General features: G+C 61.2%; 16 protein-coding genes. 7 read left to right on the plus strand and 9 right to left on the minus strand.

The annotated features are described in order from the left end of the window. Positions 1-31 precede the first annotated feature (31 nt). From JQ632_RS27360 to napE, 5 genes are read right to left on the minus strand one after another with little or no spacing between them, the layout of a single operon-like run. Entirely contained in the window at positions 32-673 is a 642-nt protein-coding gene (locus tag JQ632_RS27360) for a NapC/NirT family cytochrome c (RefSeq protein ID WP_212405745.1), read from the minus strand. Beyond that, positions 670-1140 carry a nitrate reductase cytochrome c-type subunit gene (locus JQ632_RS27365; protein WP_212405746.1) on the minus strand — a complete coding sequence of 157 codons (471 nt, stop codon included), beginning with the start codon at positions 1138-1140 and terminating at the stop codon, positions 670-672. The genes JQ632_RS27360 and JQ632_RS27365 overlap by 4 nt, the downstream gene beginning before the upstream one ends. A 3-nt stretch (positions 1141-1143) precedes the next feature. Continuing rightward, positions 1144-3648 (minus strand): nitrate reductase catalytic subunit NapA, encoded by a 2505-nt coding sequence (gene napA / locus JQ632_RS27370; RefSeq protein ID WP_212405747.1) that lies wholly within the window; start codon positions 3646-3648, stop codon positions 1144-1146. Positions 3649-3666: 18 nt separating this feature from the next. After that, a complete protein-coding gene (locus JQ632_RS27375) occupies positions 3667-3978 on the minus strand; it encodes a chaperone NapD (RefSeq protein ID WP_212405748.1) in 312 nt (103 codons plus the stop codon). Positions 3979-4003: 25 nt separating this feature from the next. Further along, the gene (napE, locus tag JQ632_RS27380) at positions 4004-4192 is read right to left on the minus strand and encodes a periplasmic nitrate reductase, NapE protein (RefSeq protein ID WP_140977001.1); all 189 of its coding nucleotides are present in this window, start codon (positions 4190-4192) and stop codon (positions 4004-4006) included. A 282-nt stretch (positions 4193-4474) separates the two neighbouring features. On the opposite strand from napE, the gene JQ632_RS27385 reads away from it, so the two are divergent. Then, a complete protein-coding gene (locus tag JQ632_RS27385) occupies positions 4475-5680 on the plus strand; it encodes an LLM class flavin-dependent oxidoreductase (protein WP_212405749.1) in 1206 nt (401 codons plus the stop codon). A gap of 355 nt (positions 5681-6035) precedes the next feature. Further along, positions 6036-7022, plus strand: coding sequence for an ABC transporter substrate-binding protein (locus JQ632_RS27390; protein ID WP_212405750.1), 987 nt, complete (start codon positions 6036-6038; stop codon positions 7020-7022). Positions 7023-7188: 166 nt separating this feature from the next. Here JQ632_RS27390 and JQ632_RS27395 read toward each other — a convergent pair whose 3' ends face one another. After that, on the minus strand, positions 7189-7860 hold the full coding sequence (locus JQ632_RS27395; RefSeq protein WP_249152562.1) for a hypothetical protein: 672 nt from the start codon (positions 7858-7860) through the stop codon (positions 7189-7191). Positions 7861-8292: 432 nt separating this feature from the next. On the opposite strand from JQ632_RS27395, the gene JQ632_RS27400 reads away from it, so the two are divergent. From JQ632_RS27400 to JQ632_RS27410, 3 genes are all read left to right on the plus strand, one after another. After that, positions 8293-9075, plus strand: a complete 783-nt coding sequence (locus JQ632_RS27400) for a helix-turn-helix transcriptional regulator (protein ID WP_212405752.1) — start codon at positions 8293-8295, stop codon at positions 9073-9075. A 354-nt stretch (positions 9076-9429) separates the two neighbouring features. Continuing rightward, positions 9430-9906, plus strand: a complete 477-nt coding sequence (locus JQ632_RS27405) for a DUF3302 domain-containing protein (RefSeq protein WP_212405753.1) — start codon at positions 9430-9432, stop codon at positions 9904-9906. Positions 9907-9943: 37 nt separating this feature from the next. After that, positions 9944-11113 carry an HlyD family secretion protein gene (locus tag JQ632_RS27410; protein ID WP_212405754.1) on the plus strand — a complete coding sequence of 390 codons (1170 nt, stop codon included), beginning with the start codon at positions 9944-9946 and terminating at the stop codon, positions 11111-11113. A 101-nt stretch (positions 11114-11214) separates the two neighbouring features. On the opposite strand, the gene JQ632_RS27415 is transcribed toward JQ632_RS27410, so the two are convergent. From JQ632_RS27415 to JQ632_RS27425, 3 genes are all read right to left on the minus strand, one after another. Continuing rightward, a complete protein-coding gene (locus tag JQ632_RS27415; RefSeq protein WP_212405755.1) occupies positions 11215-11661 on the minus strand; it encodes a hypothetical protein in 447 nt (148 codons plus the stop codon). Positions 11662-11901: 240 nt separating this feature from the next. Then, positions 11902-12279 (minus strand): hypothetical protein, encoded by a 378-nt coding sequence (locus JQ632_RS27420; RefSeq protein WP_212405756.1) that lies wholly within the window; start codon positions 12277-12279, stop codon positions 11902-11904. A 133-nt stretch (positions 12280-12412) separates the two neighbouring features. Next, positions 12413-13276 (minus strand): carbonic anhydrase, encoded by an 864-nt coding sequence (locus JQ632_RS27425; protein WP_212405757.1) that lies wholly within the window; start codon positions 13274-13276, stop codon positions 12413-12415. A 299-nt stretch (positions 13277-13575) separates the two neighbouring features. Between JQ632_RS27425 and JQ632_RS27430 the strand changes: the two genes are divergently transcribed. Beyond that, a complete protein-coding gene (locus tag JQ632_RS27430) occupies positions 13576-15471 on the plus strand; it encodes a potassium transporter Kup (RefSeq protein WP_212405758.1) in 1896 nt (631 codons plus the stop codon). A 372-nt stretch (positions 15472-15843) separates the two neighbouring features. Next, a complete protein-coding gene (locus JQ632_RS40510; RefSeq protein WP_249152563.1) occupies positions 15844-16302 on the plus strand; it encodes a hypothetical protein in 459 nt (152 codons plus the stop codon). Positions 16303-16554: the final 252 nt, after the last annotated feature.

Here is a 16554-nt window from a genome sequence, read left to right on the forward strand (position 1 = left end):
CGCTTGTTCAAGCGGGCGAGCCCACGGCCTTCTATTGCCAGCCGGGAACGCCGCGCATGTCGGGCAGGTGGTGGGCAATGCCCTTGTGGCAGTCGATGCAGGTCTTTTCGCCGGTGAACAGGAAGCGCTGGTGCGCCACCGAGGCGCGCGGCGACTGCTTCGTGATGTCCATGGAATCGGCGCTGTGACAGTTGCGGCATTCCAGCGAATCATTGGCCTTGAAGCGGGCCCATTCGTGGGCCGCCAGCTCGAGCCGGTGATCCAGGAACTTCTCGCGGGTGTCGATCGTGCCGAAGATCTTGCCCCAGACCTCCTTGGAGGCCTGCATCTTGCGCGCGATCTTGTCGGTCCAGTTGTGCGGGACGTGGCAGTCCGGGCAGGTCGCGCGCACGCCGGAGCGGTTGGTGAAGTGGATGGTCGACTTCAGCTCCGCATAGACGTTGTCCTTCATCTCGTGACAGCCGGTGCAGAACTTTTCGGTGTTGGTCAATTCCAGCGCGGTGTTGAAGCCGCCCCAGAAGATGACGCCGGCCACGAAGCCCGCGAGCACCAGCGTGCCGAGCGCGAAGACCGAGCTCGGCCGCCGCAGCACGCCCCAGAGTTCGAGAGCAAAATCCCAGCTTCGCGCGAGAAAGCCGCGCTTGGCTTTCGGTTCTTCGGCGGTCGCAGTCATCGCCGGCCACCGGGGCTTGCACGCGACAGCAGCGTGTCGATGTCCGTGAAGTCGTTGCTGACAGGTGGTGTGGCGGTGTTCTGCGGCACGTGGCACTCCGTGCAGAAGAAGCGCCGCGGCGAGATCGAGGCCAGGAACTGGCCGTCACGATCCATGAAGTGGGTGATCGAGACCATCGGCGCCTGCGACTCCGCGGTGCGCGCGCGCGCGTGGCAGGACAGGCACTTGTTGCCGTTCAGATCGACCTGGTAGCCGTCGATCGAGTGCGGGATCACCGGCGGCTGCTCCGGATAGTTGCGCGCCTCCCTCTCCGACGTGTTGCGGTTCGGCAGCATCGGCGGCGCGGGGCCTTCGTCGTTGAGCGGGGCCGGGCCGCGCAGGCCGGAATTGAGTGTCTGCGCGGTCAGGGTGCCTGCGCCCGCGGCCATCGCGAGCGCCAGCACGGCAATACCAAATCGTTTCATCATGGCTCACACCCGCTCGATGCGCACGGCGCATTTCTTGAAGTCGGTTTGCAGCGAAATCGGATCGGTGGCGTCCAGCGTCACCTTGTTGATCAGCTTGGACTCGTCGAACCACGGCACGAAGACGAGACCCTTCGGCGGCCGGTCGCGGCCGCGGGTCTCGACGCGGGCGCGGATGAAGCCGCGGCGCGAGACCACCTTCACCTCGTCGCCGCGACGGAGCTTCGCATCCTGCGCGTCGTCCGGGTGCATGAAGCAGACGGCTTCGGGGAACGCCTTGTAGAGCTCGGGCACGCGGCGTGTCATGGTGCCGGAATGCCAGTGCTCCAGCACGCGGCCGGTGGAGAGCCAGAACGGATAGTCCTTGTCGGGCGATTCCGCCGCCGGCTCGAACGGCAGCGCGAAGATGCGCGCCTTGCCGTCGGGGAAGCCGTAGAACTGCACGTCGGTGCCCTGCTTCACATAGGGATCGCTGCCTTCGCGGAAGCGCCACTTGGTCTCCTGGCCGTTCACGACCGGCCAGCGCAGGCCGCGCTCGCGGTGATAGACGTCGAACGGCGCGAGGTCGTGGCCATGGCCGCGCCCGAACTGGGCGTACTCCTCGAAGATGCCCTTCTGCACATAGAAGCCAAAGGCCTTCGATTCCTCGTTGGCGTAGCCGGCTTCGATCTCCGAGGTCGGAAACTTGTCGATCTGGCCGTTCTTGTAGAGCACGTCGAACAGCGTCTTGCCGCGAACCTCCGGCTTCTTGGCGATCAGCTCCTCGGGCCAGACCTCCTCTATCTTGAAGCGCTTTGAGAACTCCATGAGCTGCCAGAGGTCGGACTTGGCTTCGCCCGGCGCGGTGACGAGCTGATGCCAGAACTGCGTGCGCCGTTCGGCATTGCCATAGGCGCCTTCCTTCTCCACCCACATCGCCGTCGGCAGGATCAGGTCGGCGGCAAGCGCGGTGACGGTCGGATACGCGTCCGACACCACGATGAAATTGTCGGGGTTGCGGAAGCCCGGATAGGTCTCCTCGTTGGCGTTGGGACCGGCCTGGAGGTTGTTGTTGACCTGCACCCAATAGGCGTTGATCAGGCCGTCCTTCAGCATCCGGCTTTGCAGCACGGCGTGTGCGCCGTTCTTGTCGGGAATGGTGCCTTCGGGCAGCAGCCAGATGTGCTCGGTCTTGGTGCGATGCTCCTTGTTGGTGACGACCATGTCGGCGGGGAGGCGATGCGAGAAGGTGCCGACCTCGCGCGCGGTGCCGCAGGCCGAGGGCTGGCCGGTGAGCGAGAAGGGGCTGTTACCGGGCGAGGAGATCTTTCCGGTCAACAGATGGATGTTGTAGACGAGGTTGTTGCACCAGACGCCGCGGGTGTGCTGGTTGAAGCCCATGGTCCAGAAGCTGACGACCTTGGTCTTGGGATCGGCATAGAGCTCGGCGAGCGCTTCGAGGCGGTTGAGCGGCACGCCGGACATCTGCGCGGCCTTCTCCAGCGTGTACTCGGACACGAACTTTGCGAACTCGTCGTAGGTCATGTCGGTGGAGTCGTTGGCTTTCGCTGCACCCGTCGCCTTCTTCTGCAAGGGATGCTCGGGCCGCAAGCCGTAGCCGATATCGGTCTGGCCGCGCTTGAAAACGGTATGCGCGGCGACAAAGTCCTTGTTGACCCGGCCGGTCTTGATGATGTGGTTGGCGATGGCGTTGAGGATGTAGAGGTCGGTCTGCGGCACGAACACCATGCCGATATCGGCGAGGTCGAACGAGCGGTGCTCGAAGGTCGAGAGCACGGCGACCCGCACATGCGGTGCGGACAGGCGGCGGTCGGTGAGGCGGGTCCACAAAATGGGGTGCATCTCCGCCATGTTGGAGCCCCACAGCACGAAGGCGTCGGTGGCCTCGATGTCGTCATAGCAACCGGCGGGCTCGTCGATGCCGAAGGTGCGCATCATGCCGGCAACGGCCGAGGCCATGCAGTGGCGCGCGTTGGGATCGATATTGTTGGTGCGGAAGCCGGCCTTGAACAGCTTTGAGGCGGCATAGCCTTCCCAGATCGTCCACTGACCGGAGCCGAACATGGCTACGCCGTTCGGCCCGCGCTTCTTGATGGCGTCCTTCCACTTCTCGGCCATGATGTCGAAGGCTTCGTCCCAGGACACCGGCGTGAACTCGCCGTTCTTGTCGTATTTGCCACCCGTCTTGCGCAGCATCGGCTGCGTCAGCCGGTCGTGGCCGTACATGATCTTGGAGAGGAAGTAGCCCTTGACGCAGTTGAGGCCGCGATTGACCTCGGCCTTGATGTCGCCGTGGGTGGCGACCACGCGGTTGTCCTTGGTGGCGACCATGACGGAGCAGCCGGTGCCGCAGAAGCGGCAGGCGGCCTTGTCCCATTTCAGCTCGCTCGCGTCGCGCTCGGCGGCGAGATTGGCGGCCAGGGCCGGGACCGGCATGCCGGCGGCAGCGGCCGCAATCGCGGCGGCCTCCAGCTTCAACATCTGGCGGCGGTCGATTTTCGGTGAGGTCATGTCAATTCTCCCGGCGCCTTAGGCTTCGATGGCGTGAAAGACCAGCGCGGCCGAATAGACGTGCTGTAAGGACTGGATGGTGTTGAGCGTGGTGCCGAGGCTGCCGGCGTCCGGCGCATCGACCACGACCACTAGCTTGCCTCTGACGTCGCGGCCGTAGATCTCGCAGCCGGCGAGGGCGGTGATGTCGGCTTCGACGTCCACCAGGCGGTCGGGGCGTGCCTGCACCAGAATGCTGGCGATCTCGCCTCCGGGCGGAGGCACGATGCGGTCGGCGCTAAGCACCCGTCCGGTGATCAGTGCGCGGCGGTTGAGTTTGGCTTGGGCCATATGCCTGCCTTTCTCCGTTTGGACTTCAATGCGGGGTCGGAGGCGGGCCGGGTGGGCCAGCAAACATCTGGTAGATCCACACGGCGAGCCCGTAGCTGCCGACGGTCCCGACCGCGAGGGCGGGCATCACGACCGCCGTCAGGAACAGGAACGCAAAGATCTCCATGCGCCGTCGGCGCAAACGCCCAGTCGTGTCGTCGCCAGGGGCCGACATGTTCGGTCTCTCTGAATCTATTTGGAATCTGGACGGCATCCGGGCCGTTACCTTGCAGATTGTCTACGTAAAGGAACCGGGTCGTTGGTAGTTTGATATGGATCAACCCGCACTGCATTGCACACTTTGTCGCAGCGGTACGGATAATAAACCCAAGGTTGTCCTGAGTAAATTCCGCTTGTCCCACCTCGCGGAATTGTGCCGCGATGGACAGCGCCGGCTCGTTCATTAAGATGCAAATAACAAGAATAATCGTCGGCAAAAACTTGGGAGAGGCGCGTCATGAAGTTCGGCATCTTCTATGAGCTCCAACTGCCCCGTCCCTGGATCGCCGGCGACGAGCTCAGGCTCTACCAGAACGCGCTCTGGCAAATGGAACTCGCCGATCGGCTCGGCTACGACCATGCCTGGGTGGTCGAGCATCACTTCCTGGAGGAATATTCGCATTCGCCCTCGCCGGAATCCTTCCTCGCGGCCGCGAGCCAGCGCACGCAAAAAATCCGGCTCGGCCACGGCATCCTCCAGCTCACGACCAATCATCCCGCGCGCGTTGCCGAGCGCGTCGCGGTGCTCGATCTCCTGTCCAACGGCCGCTGTGAATTCGGTATGGGTGAGAGCGCCTCGATCACCGAGCTCACGCCCTTCGGCCGCGACATGGAGACCAAGAAGGAGGTTTTTGAGGAAGCCGTGCGCGCGATCTTCCCGATGTTTGGGGATGGTGGCAGCGAGCATCACGGCAAATATTTCGACATCCCCCTGCGCAACGTCGTGCCGAAGCCGGTGCAAAAACCGCATCCGCCGCTGTGGATGGCCTGCTCGCAACTGCCGACCATCGAGCGCGCCGGCCGCCACGGCTTTGGCGCGCTCGGCTTCCAGTTTGTGAGTGCCGATGCCGCGCATGCCTGGGTGCACGCCTATTACAACGCCATGACCAAGCGACTGCACAAGCTCGCGGACTACGAGATCAACCCCAACATGGCGCTGGTCTCGTTCTTCATGTGCGCCAGGACCGACGAGGAGGCCCGCGCGCGCGCCGACGGCGCCACCTTCTTCCAGTTTGCGCTGCGCTTCTACGGCGCCTCGCAGAACCGCCAGCGCCCTGCGCCCGGCACCGTCAACATGTGGGACGAGTACAACAAGTGGAAGCGCGACAATCCGGAAGCGCAGGAGGCGGCGCTGCGCGGCGGCCTGATCGGCTCGCCCGAGACGATCCGCAAGAAGTTGAGGCGATTCCAGAGCTCCCATATCGACCAGGTGATCCTGCTCAACCAGGCCGGCAAGAATAGCCACGAGCACATTTGCGAATCGCTCGAGCTGTTCGGCCACGAGGTGATGCCGGAGTTCCAGAACGATCCCGCGCAGGAGGCCTGGAAGCAGGGCGTCATGAGCGGCGCCATCAAGCTCGAGGAAATCGACACCGAGGCCTTCACCGACCGCTACGGCAAGCTCGCGATCAACGTCGCGCCGGCGAAGGCGGCGGCGGGGTAGAACTCGTAGCGGCGCTAGGCCCCGGCTCAGCAGTGCACCGCACTGGACGATGCTTCGCATCGCCAGGGAAGAAGCGCTGTGCTGCGTCCGGGCCACGAGACTGCTGATTGATCGCAAACTCTCGTGTCCCGGACGCGCTGCAGCGTGCAACGCCGCTGCGCGGAGCCGGGACTCACGAGGCCGCGGGCCGTACACTTCCGACACGTCGCCGCTGCTGCCGAGCGGACTGAAGGATCGGTTGCGAGCCTCTCCCGGGAGCAAAGCAGACTGGCCTTCTCCCGGACCGCACCGAAATCCATGCTAATTTTCGATTCACCTCCTTCAAACCGTCAGGTCATACCGGTAAGCTCGCGATATGAGGCGGCGCGATTTCATAATTCTTCTCGGCGGATTGGCGGCCATCTTGCCAGATGCGACGCGCGCGCAGCCAAAGCAGAAGATTTATCGCATCGGCTATCTAAGTGCTCCCTCGCGCGAATCCGTGCGGCGCATCCTTGATGCTTTTTTGCAAAAATTGAGGGAGCTCGGGTGGATCGAAGGTACCAATATCAGCATTGAATATCGATGGGCCGATGGAGACATTGCGCGGCTGCCGCAACTTGCAGTCGAGTTGGTTCAGAGCAATGTTGATCTTATCGTCGCGCCGGCCGTATCGGCGGCGGTTGCGGCAAAGAATGCAACCAGCCGCATCCCGATCGTCATGGTTTTCACCCCCGAGCCTGTTGAGCTGGGGCTCGTTTCCAGCCTCAGTCGGCCGGGTGGCAATGTCACTGGTACCACCTTCACCGCAGCTGCGGGGTTCGTCGGGAAGCTCCTTGAAATTCTAAAGCAGACTGTCCCCGATATCGGCAAAGTAGGTGTCCTCGGCAACTCGGCGGATCCTGCCTTCAACTCTCAAATGGGAGAACTGGATGCGGCCGCGGCGTCTCTGGGGATTCAGATCCAACACTTTAACGTGTCAGGTCCAGAGCAGCTTGATGCGATATTTTCCGCACTTGTCCCGCGGCAGATAGATGGTCTCGTGCTTATTACGACCTCGACGTTTGCACCGTACCGGAACAAGGTCGCAGAACTCGCAATAAGAGGGCGGCTACCCATGATCGCCAGCTATCGGGATTTCTCTGAGGCCGGCACACTGTTGAGTTACGGGGTGAATATGAGCGAATTCGTTGGTCGTTCCGCGGTGTATGTAGATAAAATTCTCAGAGGTGCGCAGCCCGCCGATCTCGCCGTCGAGCAACCGATAAAATACGAGCTGGTCATCAACCTCAAGACAGCAAAGGCGCTCGGAATCACCATCTCGCCGCTGGCGCTCGCGCGCGCCGACGAGGTGATTGAATAGCGAGGCTATGTCCCCAAAACATGAAGTCCGGTGAATTTTATTCTCAGCAAGATGTCATTCAATCACTTCGTCCGCGCTGCTGAGGACGGAAGTTGGGAGCGTCAGGCTTCACAGCCGATGCCGTGCATCCTGGACCTCCTGTCATCGTGACAAGCGCAGGTCAGGATCACAAGACGCATCCGCTGCGGGCCGATTGGGCATAGGCCAGCAGCCGGGGGTCAGCCTTGGAATGCGCCTCGCAAAAGCGGTCTATGATTTGGATGACTTTCTCGCTGTAGCCTCGCTGCCAGTGTCCCAGCCCGTGCAAGGCGCTCTCCTGGCAGGCAAGCGAGTTGAGGTGAAGGATGCGCTCCATGGTACGCAGCGCGCAATCGTGGAGAGTTGGAAGGTCCGGGTCGCCGGAAAGCGCCAGGCTCGGAAACACATCCCACCACATGTAGCAAACACAGTTCAGCGTTCCGGCATCGGCTTCGCTGAGGTGAGACAGACTGGAAGCGCAACGAGGCTCAAACAATTTCGCAAATAGAGTAGCAACGGAGGTAACGCAGCGGATCCGGTCCTTGACCGGCACATCAGTTGAACAAAGCCATCTGTTGTCGCCGCTAGCGCTCGTGTTGACGAGGTAGGTCAAGCCCTGTGCAATTTGGCTGACAGCAAATCCCTGTAACGCTGGCTCCGGGTCTTCAAACAGTCGCGTGAGATGAGATACGGCTTCCATCGGCGGCGGATCCCACCAATCATGGTCCGGATCGAAGTACCAAGGGGCCTGCTGAAAGCGAACTTCGCGTCCAAATGAGTGCTCGAGCCAACGATCAAAAGCGAGGCTTTGCAAGCGCATCACACAGGCCCGAGCCGACGACAACCGCGGTCATGATGAGGCCCGTCGCCATGAACGTCCGCCGGGCGATCTCGTCCATATCGGCCTAGTAAATGCATTGCCGGACCCAGTAGCCACCGCTCACCCGTATCCATTGGCATGGGCTGGGGGGAGGCTCTTTGATGATCGGCCATCCGTGAATGTCGATATTTGTCGGCGCGGTTATGCCGCGCCAATAGACCGCATTCGCTCCAGAGGAATGGAAAAGCAGAGTTCCCGCAAGGCAGGTAGCGGCCACGCAAATCAACAGGAAGCGGCTCATTCGTCCCACCCCGCTGCGACATCAATGTTTGCCGATCCTATGCCAGGTACAGAGTGAAGCCAAAGCGCAGACTTCCGACGTGTTGCCGCTGCTGATATCCTCCGTCAAAAGACGTTTGGCGGAGGAGAGCGATGCGACCTCATGGGACAGGATCAGGCTTGGCAGCCGGCGACATCACGCCGGCCGTGCTCGCCATCGGTCGCCCCGATTTTCCGGACGTCCTGATCGAAACGCTGCGCAGGCAGGCCGATGTCGGCCATTGCATGGTGTTCGCCCTGACGAGCAAGGGCACGGCGAGCTGCCTGCTCGATGCCGGCAACATTCCGATCGGGAGCGACCTCGGCGCCGCCTATGCCGGGCAGTTCCACGCGTCAGATCCTAACCGCGACGCGCTGTTCGAGGGCCAGGTGAGGACCGCGCCGATCCTGCTGCCGGCCTTCGCGCCGCGCATGTACGACGCGCGCTACCGAAAGATCTTCTTCCAGGATTCCGGCATCGTCGACAAGTTCGCCACCGCGATCTGGGTCGATGACACCTGCTTCTACGTCAATTTCTACCGCATCGCCGCGCAGGGCCGTTTTGGCCGTGCGCAGCTCGAACGCCTCAAGACCATCGCGCCGGCGATCGGCGCGAGCGTCGCGCGCCATTTCCAGACGACAGCCCCGCGTCCCGAACAAAATATCGCCGCGCTGTTTGCGACGCAGGCGCCGCTCAGCGATCTGACCGCGCGTGAGCAGGACGTCTGTCGCGGCATTCTCGCAGGGTTGAGCTCCGAGGCGATCTCGCAGGAACTCGGCATCAGCCTGCATTCCACGCTGACCTACCGCAAACGCGCTTATGAGAAGCTCGGCATCTCCGCGCAGAACGAACTGTTTGCGATCGTGCTGCGGCTTCTGACCCGCAGCCTGAACTGAGGGGTGGACTCACAAATCCGCGATGTCTGCTTTCGAGGGTAAAGCGGAAATGCGACCCCGCTCCCGGAATGTCGCCTTGCGGGCGCCGGGCCCGTGCCGATCTTCGTTTTCGCTCCGGGCGAACATCGGTGCAGTGACGGCAAGGCGAGGCTTTGATCTATGTCAATTGCATTTCGCGGAACAAGGCGAGTTTTGGGTTGGCGTTGCGATCCACGATCGCATCGGGCAGAAGTGAGATAGCGCCCACGCCATGAAACAAACTTGACCGCCGCCACCGGACGCAAGAGGCGCGGGCGACCTTATTCGATATAGAGCGTTTAATAGCACCTTGTGCTCACGTGAATGAGGGCGTTCATGGAAGATCCATTCCTGAACTACTTCGCACTTGGCTTGCTGTTTTTCGTGGTGATCGTTCTGGTGTACGGCATGATCGCGATCCACGACATTCCGGCTCGGATCGCGCACGCGCGTCACCATCCGCACGCGGACGCGATCCACGCCGCTGGCTGGATCAGCCTCTTCCTGCTGCATGTGCTGTGGCCGTTCCTTTGGATTTGGGCAATGATGTATCAGCCGGATCGAGGCTGGGGTTTCGCTCACAAGCCGGGCGAGCCGGCCTCGCCGGAGGAGGCGGTGGCTGAGTTGCAGGAACTCAGGCATCGCATGGCAGAGATCGAGGCCAGGCTCGAGATCGGAGATCGAGCAGCTCAATTGAGCAAAGGGAAGCCACGGGCTGCAGTCGAGTCGCCGGGACCATCGGGTTCAGTTGACGAGGCGAGCGCCCCTGCGGCGGAAGGGGCAGATTCGAAGAGCCGAGGTGCTCGGCGATAGCTGATGCACCTTCAAATCCCGGAGTGGGAGGTCGCGGATGGAAATCTTGCTCGTATTGACCTACGCCGCACTCTGCTATGCCATCTTCAAGATTTTCAGAATTCCGGTCAATCAATGGACGCTGGTGACGGCAGTGCTTGGCGGCGCCGTTGGCCTTTCGCTGCTGTTCATAACGATGGCCTACAATCACCCGTTTTCAACCAATGCGCGCATCTATTTCGCGGTCACCCCGGTGCTCCCCGCGGTGAAGGGTCGCGTGGTCGAGGTGCCGGTTGAGGACCGTACCAACCAGCACCTCGAAGCCGGAGAAGTTCTCTTCAAGATCGATCCCAAGCCTTACGAATATATCGTCGCGGAAAAGCGGGCGGGGCTGGCAGACGCGGAGGCCAACGTCGCCCAGCTCAAGGCGTCAGTTGATCAGGCCTCGGCGGCGACCGCAAAGGCGAAGGCCCAACTGCTGCTCGCGCAGGAAAACTACGACAGTCAGTCGACGCTGTTCCAGAAAAACGTTGTGGCGAAGGCAACACTCGACACCGCAACGCGTAACTTCGATGCAGCAAAGCAGACGGTCGCCGAAGTCGCCGCTGCCGAAGATCGTGCCCGGCAAGCATATGGCGCGATGGTTGATGGTGAACACTCGGCCATCGTGCGTCTGCGCAACGAGCTTGCGGATGCGCAATACGATCTGGACCAGACCGTTGTTCGAGCCCCCGCAGGCGGCTTTGTCACCGAACTGGCCCTGCGGCCGGGCGTGTATGTGGTCCCGGCGCCCTTCCGTCCGGCCATGGTTTTCGTCAACGACAGCCAAAGGGACCGGGCTTTGGTAGCGGCGTTCCAGCAGAACGCCCTGCAGCGCGTTCGGCCCGGCAATGAAGCCGAAGTTCTGTTCAAGGGCATACCGGGTCGCGTCTTCAAGGCCAAGGTTCGCCTCTTGATTGATGCGATTGCTTCAGGCCAGCTTCAAACCACGGGCACGCTGGTGAATGTCGAGGGGCCGCCGACCGGAGACCGGGCTCTGGCCGTCCTTGACCTCGTCGATGACGTGTCCGGTTACCAGGTGCCGCTCGGTTCGGAAGGCGAAGCTGCCATCTACACCGAGCATTTTCACGAGCTTTCGTTGTTGCGGAAAATCCTTCTGCGCATGCGCAGCTGGCAGAACTATGTCTTCCTTGAGGGCCACCATGGAGGGGGTGGTGGCCACCACTAGTGGCCACCATCCTTGAGCTTCAGTGTCGGCAAACGAGGGATGGGAACGCAGTCGTTTTCCGCTATCAGAAGCGGTCCGGCTTCGCTGGTTTTGAAGCCCACTCACGCATCGAGCCTCCTCTGCTCCGAGTTGAGCCACCTTCGAGCCAGCCTGTTTGCCAATCCGCGGATCAGGAAATAGGTCGGCAGCGCCAGCGTGGCAGCAACGATCAGGACTTGACCCGGATAAATCCAGCGAAAGACGATAATCTCGTAGACCAGATCTATAACAACGGCTGCAGCAAAGAGCCGGCCCACGTCCCTCCAGCCCTTCCGTATCAGTTCACGCCGATGAACCGGATCGGTTGTTGTGACGACGGTCCATCCGTAAGCGGGCCGACCCGCCCGAGAGTCCTTCACTCCAGAGCGGATCGCGAGACAGGCAGCCACGATCGGTTGAATGACGATGCGAAATGCCAATGGGCCGTGTTCGCGGCCGATCAGCATGCCCCATTCCCGGGACAACTGGTCTCCGATCACGTGCTTTGCGGCCTCGACGAATTCCGCCATGGCTCAATTCCTCGGCCAGGATTGACACGCCGAGATTGCCGGCCTGAAGCCCTGAACCACGCAGAGCTTCAGCGCCGACCCTGCCCGGATGGAATGGAACGAGCGGCCGACTCTCTGATCTGTCTCAATGGTCAGCGTGGCTCACCCATAGGCGGATCGCGGTCCAACTCCGACCGTTGTTCGATCTGCCTTTCCTCGGAAACTTTTCACGGCGTTCATCACGCCATGGACGCGAGAACGCTATTTGATCGTCGCGTGCACGGTAATGACCGACGTCCCAGAGGTCGTCGGCCCCTGCCCCGTCGCTTTGATGGCAAACATATCGCTTCCCACATATTTTGCCTTCGCCCTGTATTCGTAACTCGTTGGGTTGAGCTTCTTCAACTTGCCGTGTGTCGGCTTTTGTAGAATGTCCGAGCTCTTCACCGTGCCACGCATGGGGATCGGAAACAGGCAACTGCCCCCTGATGCGACGCTAATGTCGCCGGTCGAATTCTCACCCCAATCCGCCAGTCCCACCAGCTTTGGACACTCAGGAGCGGCAAGTGCTGAAGACGCCGACATCAAGCTTGTTGCTCCGGCTATAAGCGCGAAACCAGCGACTTTGGACAATTGCATAGTAATCCTCGCTTTCATGCAAAGACTGTCCAGACCGTTATCGTCGTCGCAGCGGTTTGTGCTTTGGCGCGCGGGTCCGGCCGGGCGAACGACTGTGCCGCCACATCTTGCGGACGGCGTTTGCTCGCCATTTTCACGAACTCAGAAACGATGCGATCCGAGCCGATCTTGCGATCGCGTCGCCCAGGTCGCCGAAGCCAGACGGATCGCGAGGCACGACCGCCAGGCCGACACCATCGAAATCAGTCCGGCGCGGTGCCCACACCTCTCGGGTCTCGATGATATAAACACCATAAGCGACCCTGAGTTCAGTCAACCCGCCCGAAACAAGCTCCTGTTGCATCGAGTAAGCTGCAAGCGCTGCGTTCGTCGCGATCGACGCCTCGATCAATGCTTGCCGGTATCCCGGACGCTGCGCCGCGTCAGGGCCAAACATGGCCATTAGTTTATTGGCGGAGGCATGCACGACGAGAAGCGCGCGATCGAGAATACTCCTGAGCCCATGTTTGGCGGCAAGGGCGAGATACTTGCTCGGGTTCAGGAAAATATCGACAGCCGCGGTCAGGGCTCCACACCCGCTATGCCCGAGGACAACGACGAGCTTCAGAGTGCCGCCCAGATTTTCAATCGCATATTTGACGCTGCCAAGAACATCTATTCCAAGGCCGTTACCGGCCACCCTGACGACGAAGAGGTCGTTCGGCCCCTCATTGAAAATCAGCTCGATCGGCACGCGGGCGTCGGAGCAGCCAAGCACAGCGGCGAACGGACGCTGCTTGACCGATCTGGCGCCATCCGATGTGAGACCGAGGTCGCGCGGATCGACCGGGATGATCTGTTGAATGACGCCTGTGTCATCGTTGATGTGATCAAGAAGCGCAGAAAAACCCCTGTTGCCGTTATTCAGCCTGAGAAGAGCTGCGCTGCTGTCAAACGGCATTGGTTTCGCAGAAATGTCATGCGCAGCATAGCGATATACGATATCGACCGCTGTCATATTGATCTCCGCTGATCGGATCGAGAATTCGTGCTCGCAACAAGCAAGTTCGGAATCTTCGGCAAACCCAAACGGCCGCCATCGCTTGGGTTCGCCCGGCGATGCTCCATGCAATGCCAACGGCGCTAAGTTCGTCTCCATCGAATTTGAGAAGCCGCCCTCGGGCGGCTTTCCTTGATCTGGATCAAAGTGTCGGCCCGAGTATCAAGGACAAGTCGCAAGCCTAAAGTGCCTTGCTCTCATCGACATCCACCCCGGGATCATCACCCGGCCAGGCTCGAGAGGACTGAGCGGGTACCATGTCTGACAAAGCAGCCGTGATCCCGCATTCCGCCGTAGGGCATCCAAACCTGCCAGCACTGGGCCTGATTGCCCTTGGCGTTGTGTTCGGCGACATCGGCACCAGTCCACTCTATACGCTGAAGACCGTGCTGGACGTCACCGGCGGTACTCATTCAGAACCGGCAGCAATTCTCGGCGCGTTATCGCTCATCCTCTGGACACTCATCATCGTCACCTCGCTGAAGTATGTCACCATCGCCCTGCGTATCGACAATGGCGGCGAAGGCGGCATTCTGGCGCTTACGGCACTTCTTCGCCAAATGCACGGGCGACAACCTTTCATCCTGGTCCTCGGTTTGTGCGGCGCTGCTCTGGTGTATGGCGATGCTGCGATCACGCCAGCAATCTCGGTCATGTCGGCACTGGAGGGCTTGAACATCGTAGCACCTCACCTTGAGCGCTACGTGCTTCCAACAACGGTAGTGATCCTCATCGCATTGTTCGCCGTGCAGCACCATGGCACTGCGCGCATTGGCCGGTTGTTGGGGCCCATCATGTTGATCTGGTTCGCGACCATTTCGCTGCTGGGAGTGTGGGGGATCTCACAGCATCCGGCCGTCTTGTGGTCACTGAACCCGGTAGTGGGCCTGCGTTACCTGTTTTCAGGTGGAGGCCTCACGACCCTGCTGGTCGTCGGCGGCGTGTTTCTTTGCGTCACCGGCGCGGAGGCGCTGTATGCCGACCTGGGTCATTTTGGCCGCGCTCCGATACGGCTGGCCTGGTCCGCTCTGGTTTTTCCGGCCCTGGTCCTGAATTATGCGGGACAGGCAGCCTACGCGCTGAGCGGCGCACAGTTCGAGGGAAACATTTTCTACCACCTCTGCCCCGCGCCGCTGCTGCTGCCGCTCGTGATCCTTGCCACGCTTGCAACGATCATCGCCAGCCAGGCCGTCATCACGGGCGCCTTCTCGATGACACGCCAGGCGATCCAGCTCGGGCTGCTGCCGCGGCTGCACATCACCCAGACCTCGGCCGAGGGCTACGGGCAAATCTACTTGCCCGCCGTGAACTACCTGCTCATGCTGGTCACGCTGACCCTCGCCATCGGCTTTGGCAGCTCAAGCAAACTCGCCGCCGCCTATGGGATCGCAGTCTCGGCGACCATGCTGGCCACGACCATTCTCTTGTCCATGGCGATGCGCGATATCTGGCGTTGGCCACTGCCGGCCGTGATCGTGATTGGCATCGCTTTTGCCATTTTAGATGTAGGCTTCTTGTCCGCAAACATGATGAAAGTCGCCCAGGGCGGATGGGTGCCGCTGCTGCTCGGTGCCTTGATCTGCTACGTGATGCTGGTCTGGCAAACGGGGATCGCGGCCGTGCAAAGACAAGTGGACGAAATGCAGATCCCCATCGGTGACATCACAGCACAGCTCGCGAGCGGCAGTATTCCTCGCGTGGCTGGCACCGCGGTATTCGTGGCACGCCTGACACGGGACGTTCCGCCTATCGTGGTCTGGCACCTCAGGCACGTTGGATCGCTCCACGGATCGATCGTGATTGCCAACGTTGTCACGGAGTTGATCCCCTACGTGGCGGACGAGAACAGAACGGAGGTGCGCGAGATCGCGCCGCAAGTCTGGCGGGTCCACGCTCACTATGGCTTTATGGAGCAGCCCGATCTCCCAGCCTTGCTGGGACGGGCCCACGCGAGGGGCTACCCGGTCGATCCCTCCAACGTAACCTATTTCGTCGGGCGCTCGACGATCACGGCACGCGAGGATGGCAAAGGGCTGCCGCGCCCGGTCGGAAGCACCTTCGCGTTCCTGCTGCAAAATTCGAGCGAGGCTGTCGAATATCTCCAGCTGCCGAGGGACCAGGTTGTCGAGATAGGTCGGCAATTTGCTATCTGATCCCGGCATGCGGGAGATCAAAGAGTTGCGGCAGACGACAAACGCGCATATCGGCTCGTTCCGTACGGACACGCGCGGCTGGATAAAACGAATTTGCGGGAACAGGGTCTTCAATGCACCAGTGTTTCTGCCCTATCCAGAGCGCGGTGATCCGCTGAAGGCTTGATCTGGCGCAATGCGTCCATCAGCGACGGCCTATTTTTGATTTTGGGGCAGGCGCAGTGGAGAACATCCATGAAGCAGATGAGCCTCAGCAAGGTTGCAATTGCGACCTCGACTTTCGCGTTCGCGACGCTGCTCTCCTTTGACTGGTGTGAGCAACGCGGAGTCTCATTGTCAGTCGAGAGTGCCCAGGCGAGGATCGGTCGCCCGTTGACCCCCCTGAGCGTTGCGGGCGTTGCTCGTCGACAGAGCCGGCGGGCGGCGTATGGGTATGGGGTCGTCGGCGCCGGCCTCGGCGCTGCCGCGATCGGTACAGCCGCCGCAGTCGGTGCCGCCACCTCACCTTATGGGTACTATCGTGGCGGCCCCCACGTAGACACTGCTTGGGGTTACCCTGGCAATTATTATAGCAGCTATGGCTACCCTGGCGGCTACTACTACGGCGGCACTTATGCCGCTGGCGGTTACCCTGTTGGCTATTACGGCGGCGGCTACGCCAACCGCAGCTACGTCACCGGACGACCAACGCTGTTTCCGCGCTACTACGGCGACGCTTATGCCGCTGGCGGTTACCCTGCTGGCTATTACGGCGGCGGCTACGCCAACCGCAGCTACGTCACCGGACGGCCAACGCTGTTTCCGCGCTACTACGGCGGCTGGAACTGGTGAAACGAAGGCCTTGCGTTCAGAAGTGGTCAGCTACCACGCGGGTGGCCGTGCTGGTGAAAGCAGCGTGAGATCGATCTGATCAAGAGCAACTTCTGGACCGCATGATTTTAGTTGTGGCCCAGCGATCCGTCTCGCTGGGCTTGCGAGCAACCTGTGTACGAACGACTTCCGCTCTTGGCCGATTTTGTTGCAGAACTGTCTTGAGGAGCCGAGCGAACCGTGATTCCGTCGAGGTGAAGCGGCCATCGACGG

Origin of the sequence: Bradyrhizobium liaoningense (assembly GCF_018130955.1) — a bacterium.
Classification (GTDB): Bacteria; Pseudomonadota; Alphaproteobacteria; order Rhizobiales; family Xanthobacteraceae; genus Bradyrhizobium; species Bradyrhizobium liaoningense_C.

Excerpts from the sequence above, each read along its gene's own strand:
- JQ632_RS27420 (WP_212405756.1), bottom strand. The coding sequence starts at position 12,279 with ATGCAATTGTCCAAAGTCGCTGGTTTCGCGCTTATAGCCGGAGCAACA.
- napA (WP_212405747.1), bottom strand. The coding sequence starts at position 3,648 with ATGACCTCACCGAAAATCGACCGCCGCCAGATGTTGAAGCTGGAGGCC.
- napE (WP_140977001.1), bottom strand. The coding sequence starts at position 4,192 with ATGTCGGCCCCTGGCGACGACACGACTGGGCGTTTGCGCCGACGGCGC.
- JQ632_RS27400 (WP_212405752.1), top strand. The coding sequence starts at position 8,293 with ATGCGACCTCATGGGACAGGATCAGGCTTGGCAGCCGGCGACATCACG.
- JQ632_RS27385 (WP_212405749.1), top strand. The coding sequence starts at position 4,475 with ATGAAGTTCGGCATCTTCTATGAGCTCCAACTGCCCCGTCCCTGGATC.
- JQ632_RS27415 (WP_212405755.1), bottom strand. The coding sequence starts at position 11,661 with ATGGCGGAATTCGTCGAGGCCGCAAAGCACGTGATCGGAGACCAGTTG.
- JQ632_RS27365 (WP_212405746.1), bottom strand. The coding sequence starts at position 1,140 with ATGATGAAACGATTTGGTATTGCCGTGCTGGCGCTCGCGATGGCCGCG.
- JQ632_RS27425 (WP_212405757.1), bottom strand. The coding sequence starts at position 13,276 with ATGACAGCGGTCGATATCGTATATCGCTATGCTGCGCATGACATTTCT.
- JQ632_RS27395 (WP_249152562.1), bottom strand. The coding sequence starts at position 7,860 with ATGCGCTTGCAAAGCCTCGCTTTTGATCGTTGGCTCGAGCACTCATTT.
- JQ632_RS27405 (WP_212405753.1), top strand. The coding sequence starts at position 9,430 with ATGGAAGATCCATTCCTGAACTACTTCGCACTTGGCTTGCTGTTTTTC.
- JQ632_RS27360 (WP_212405745.1), bottom strand. The coding sequence starts at position 673 with ATGACTGCGACCGCCGAAGAACCGAAAGCCAAGCGCGGCTTTCTCGCG.
- JQ632_RS27410 (WP_212405754.1), top strand. The coding sequence starts at position 9,944 with ATGGAAATCTTGCTCGTATTGACCTACGCCGCACTCTGCTATGCCATC.
- JQ632_RS27375 (WP_212405748.1), bottom strand. The coding sequence starts at position 3,978 with ATGGCCCAAGCCAAACTCAACCGCCGCGCACTGATCACCGGACGGGTG.
- JQ632_RS27430 (WP_212405758.1), top strand. The coding sequence starts at position 13,576 with ATGTCTGACAAAGCAGCCGTGATCCCGCATTCCGCCGTAGGGCATCCA.
- JQ632_RS27390 (WP_212405750.1), top strand. The coding sequence starts at position 6,036 with ATGAGGCGGCGCGATTTCATAATTCTTCTCGGCGGATTGGCGGCCATC.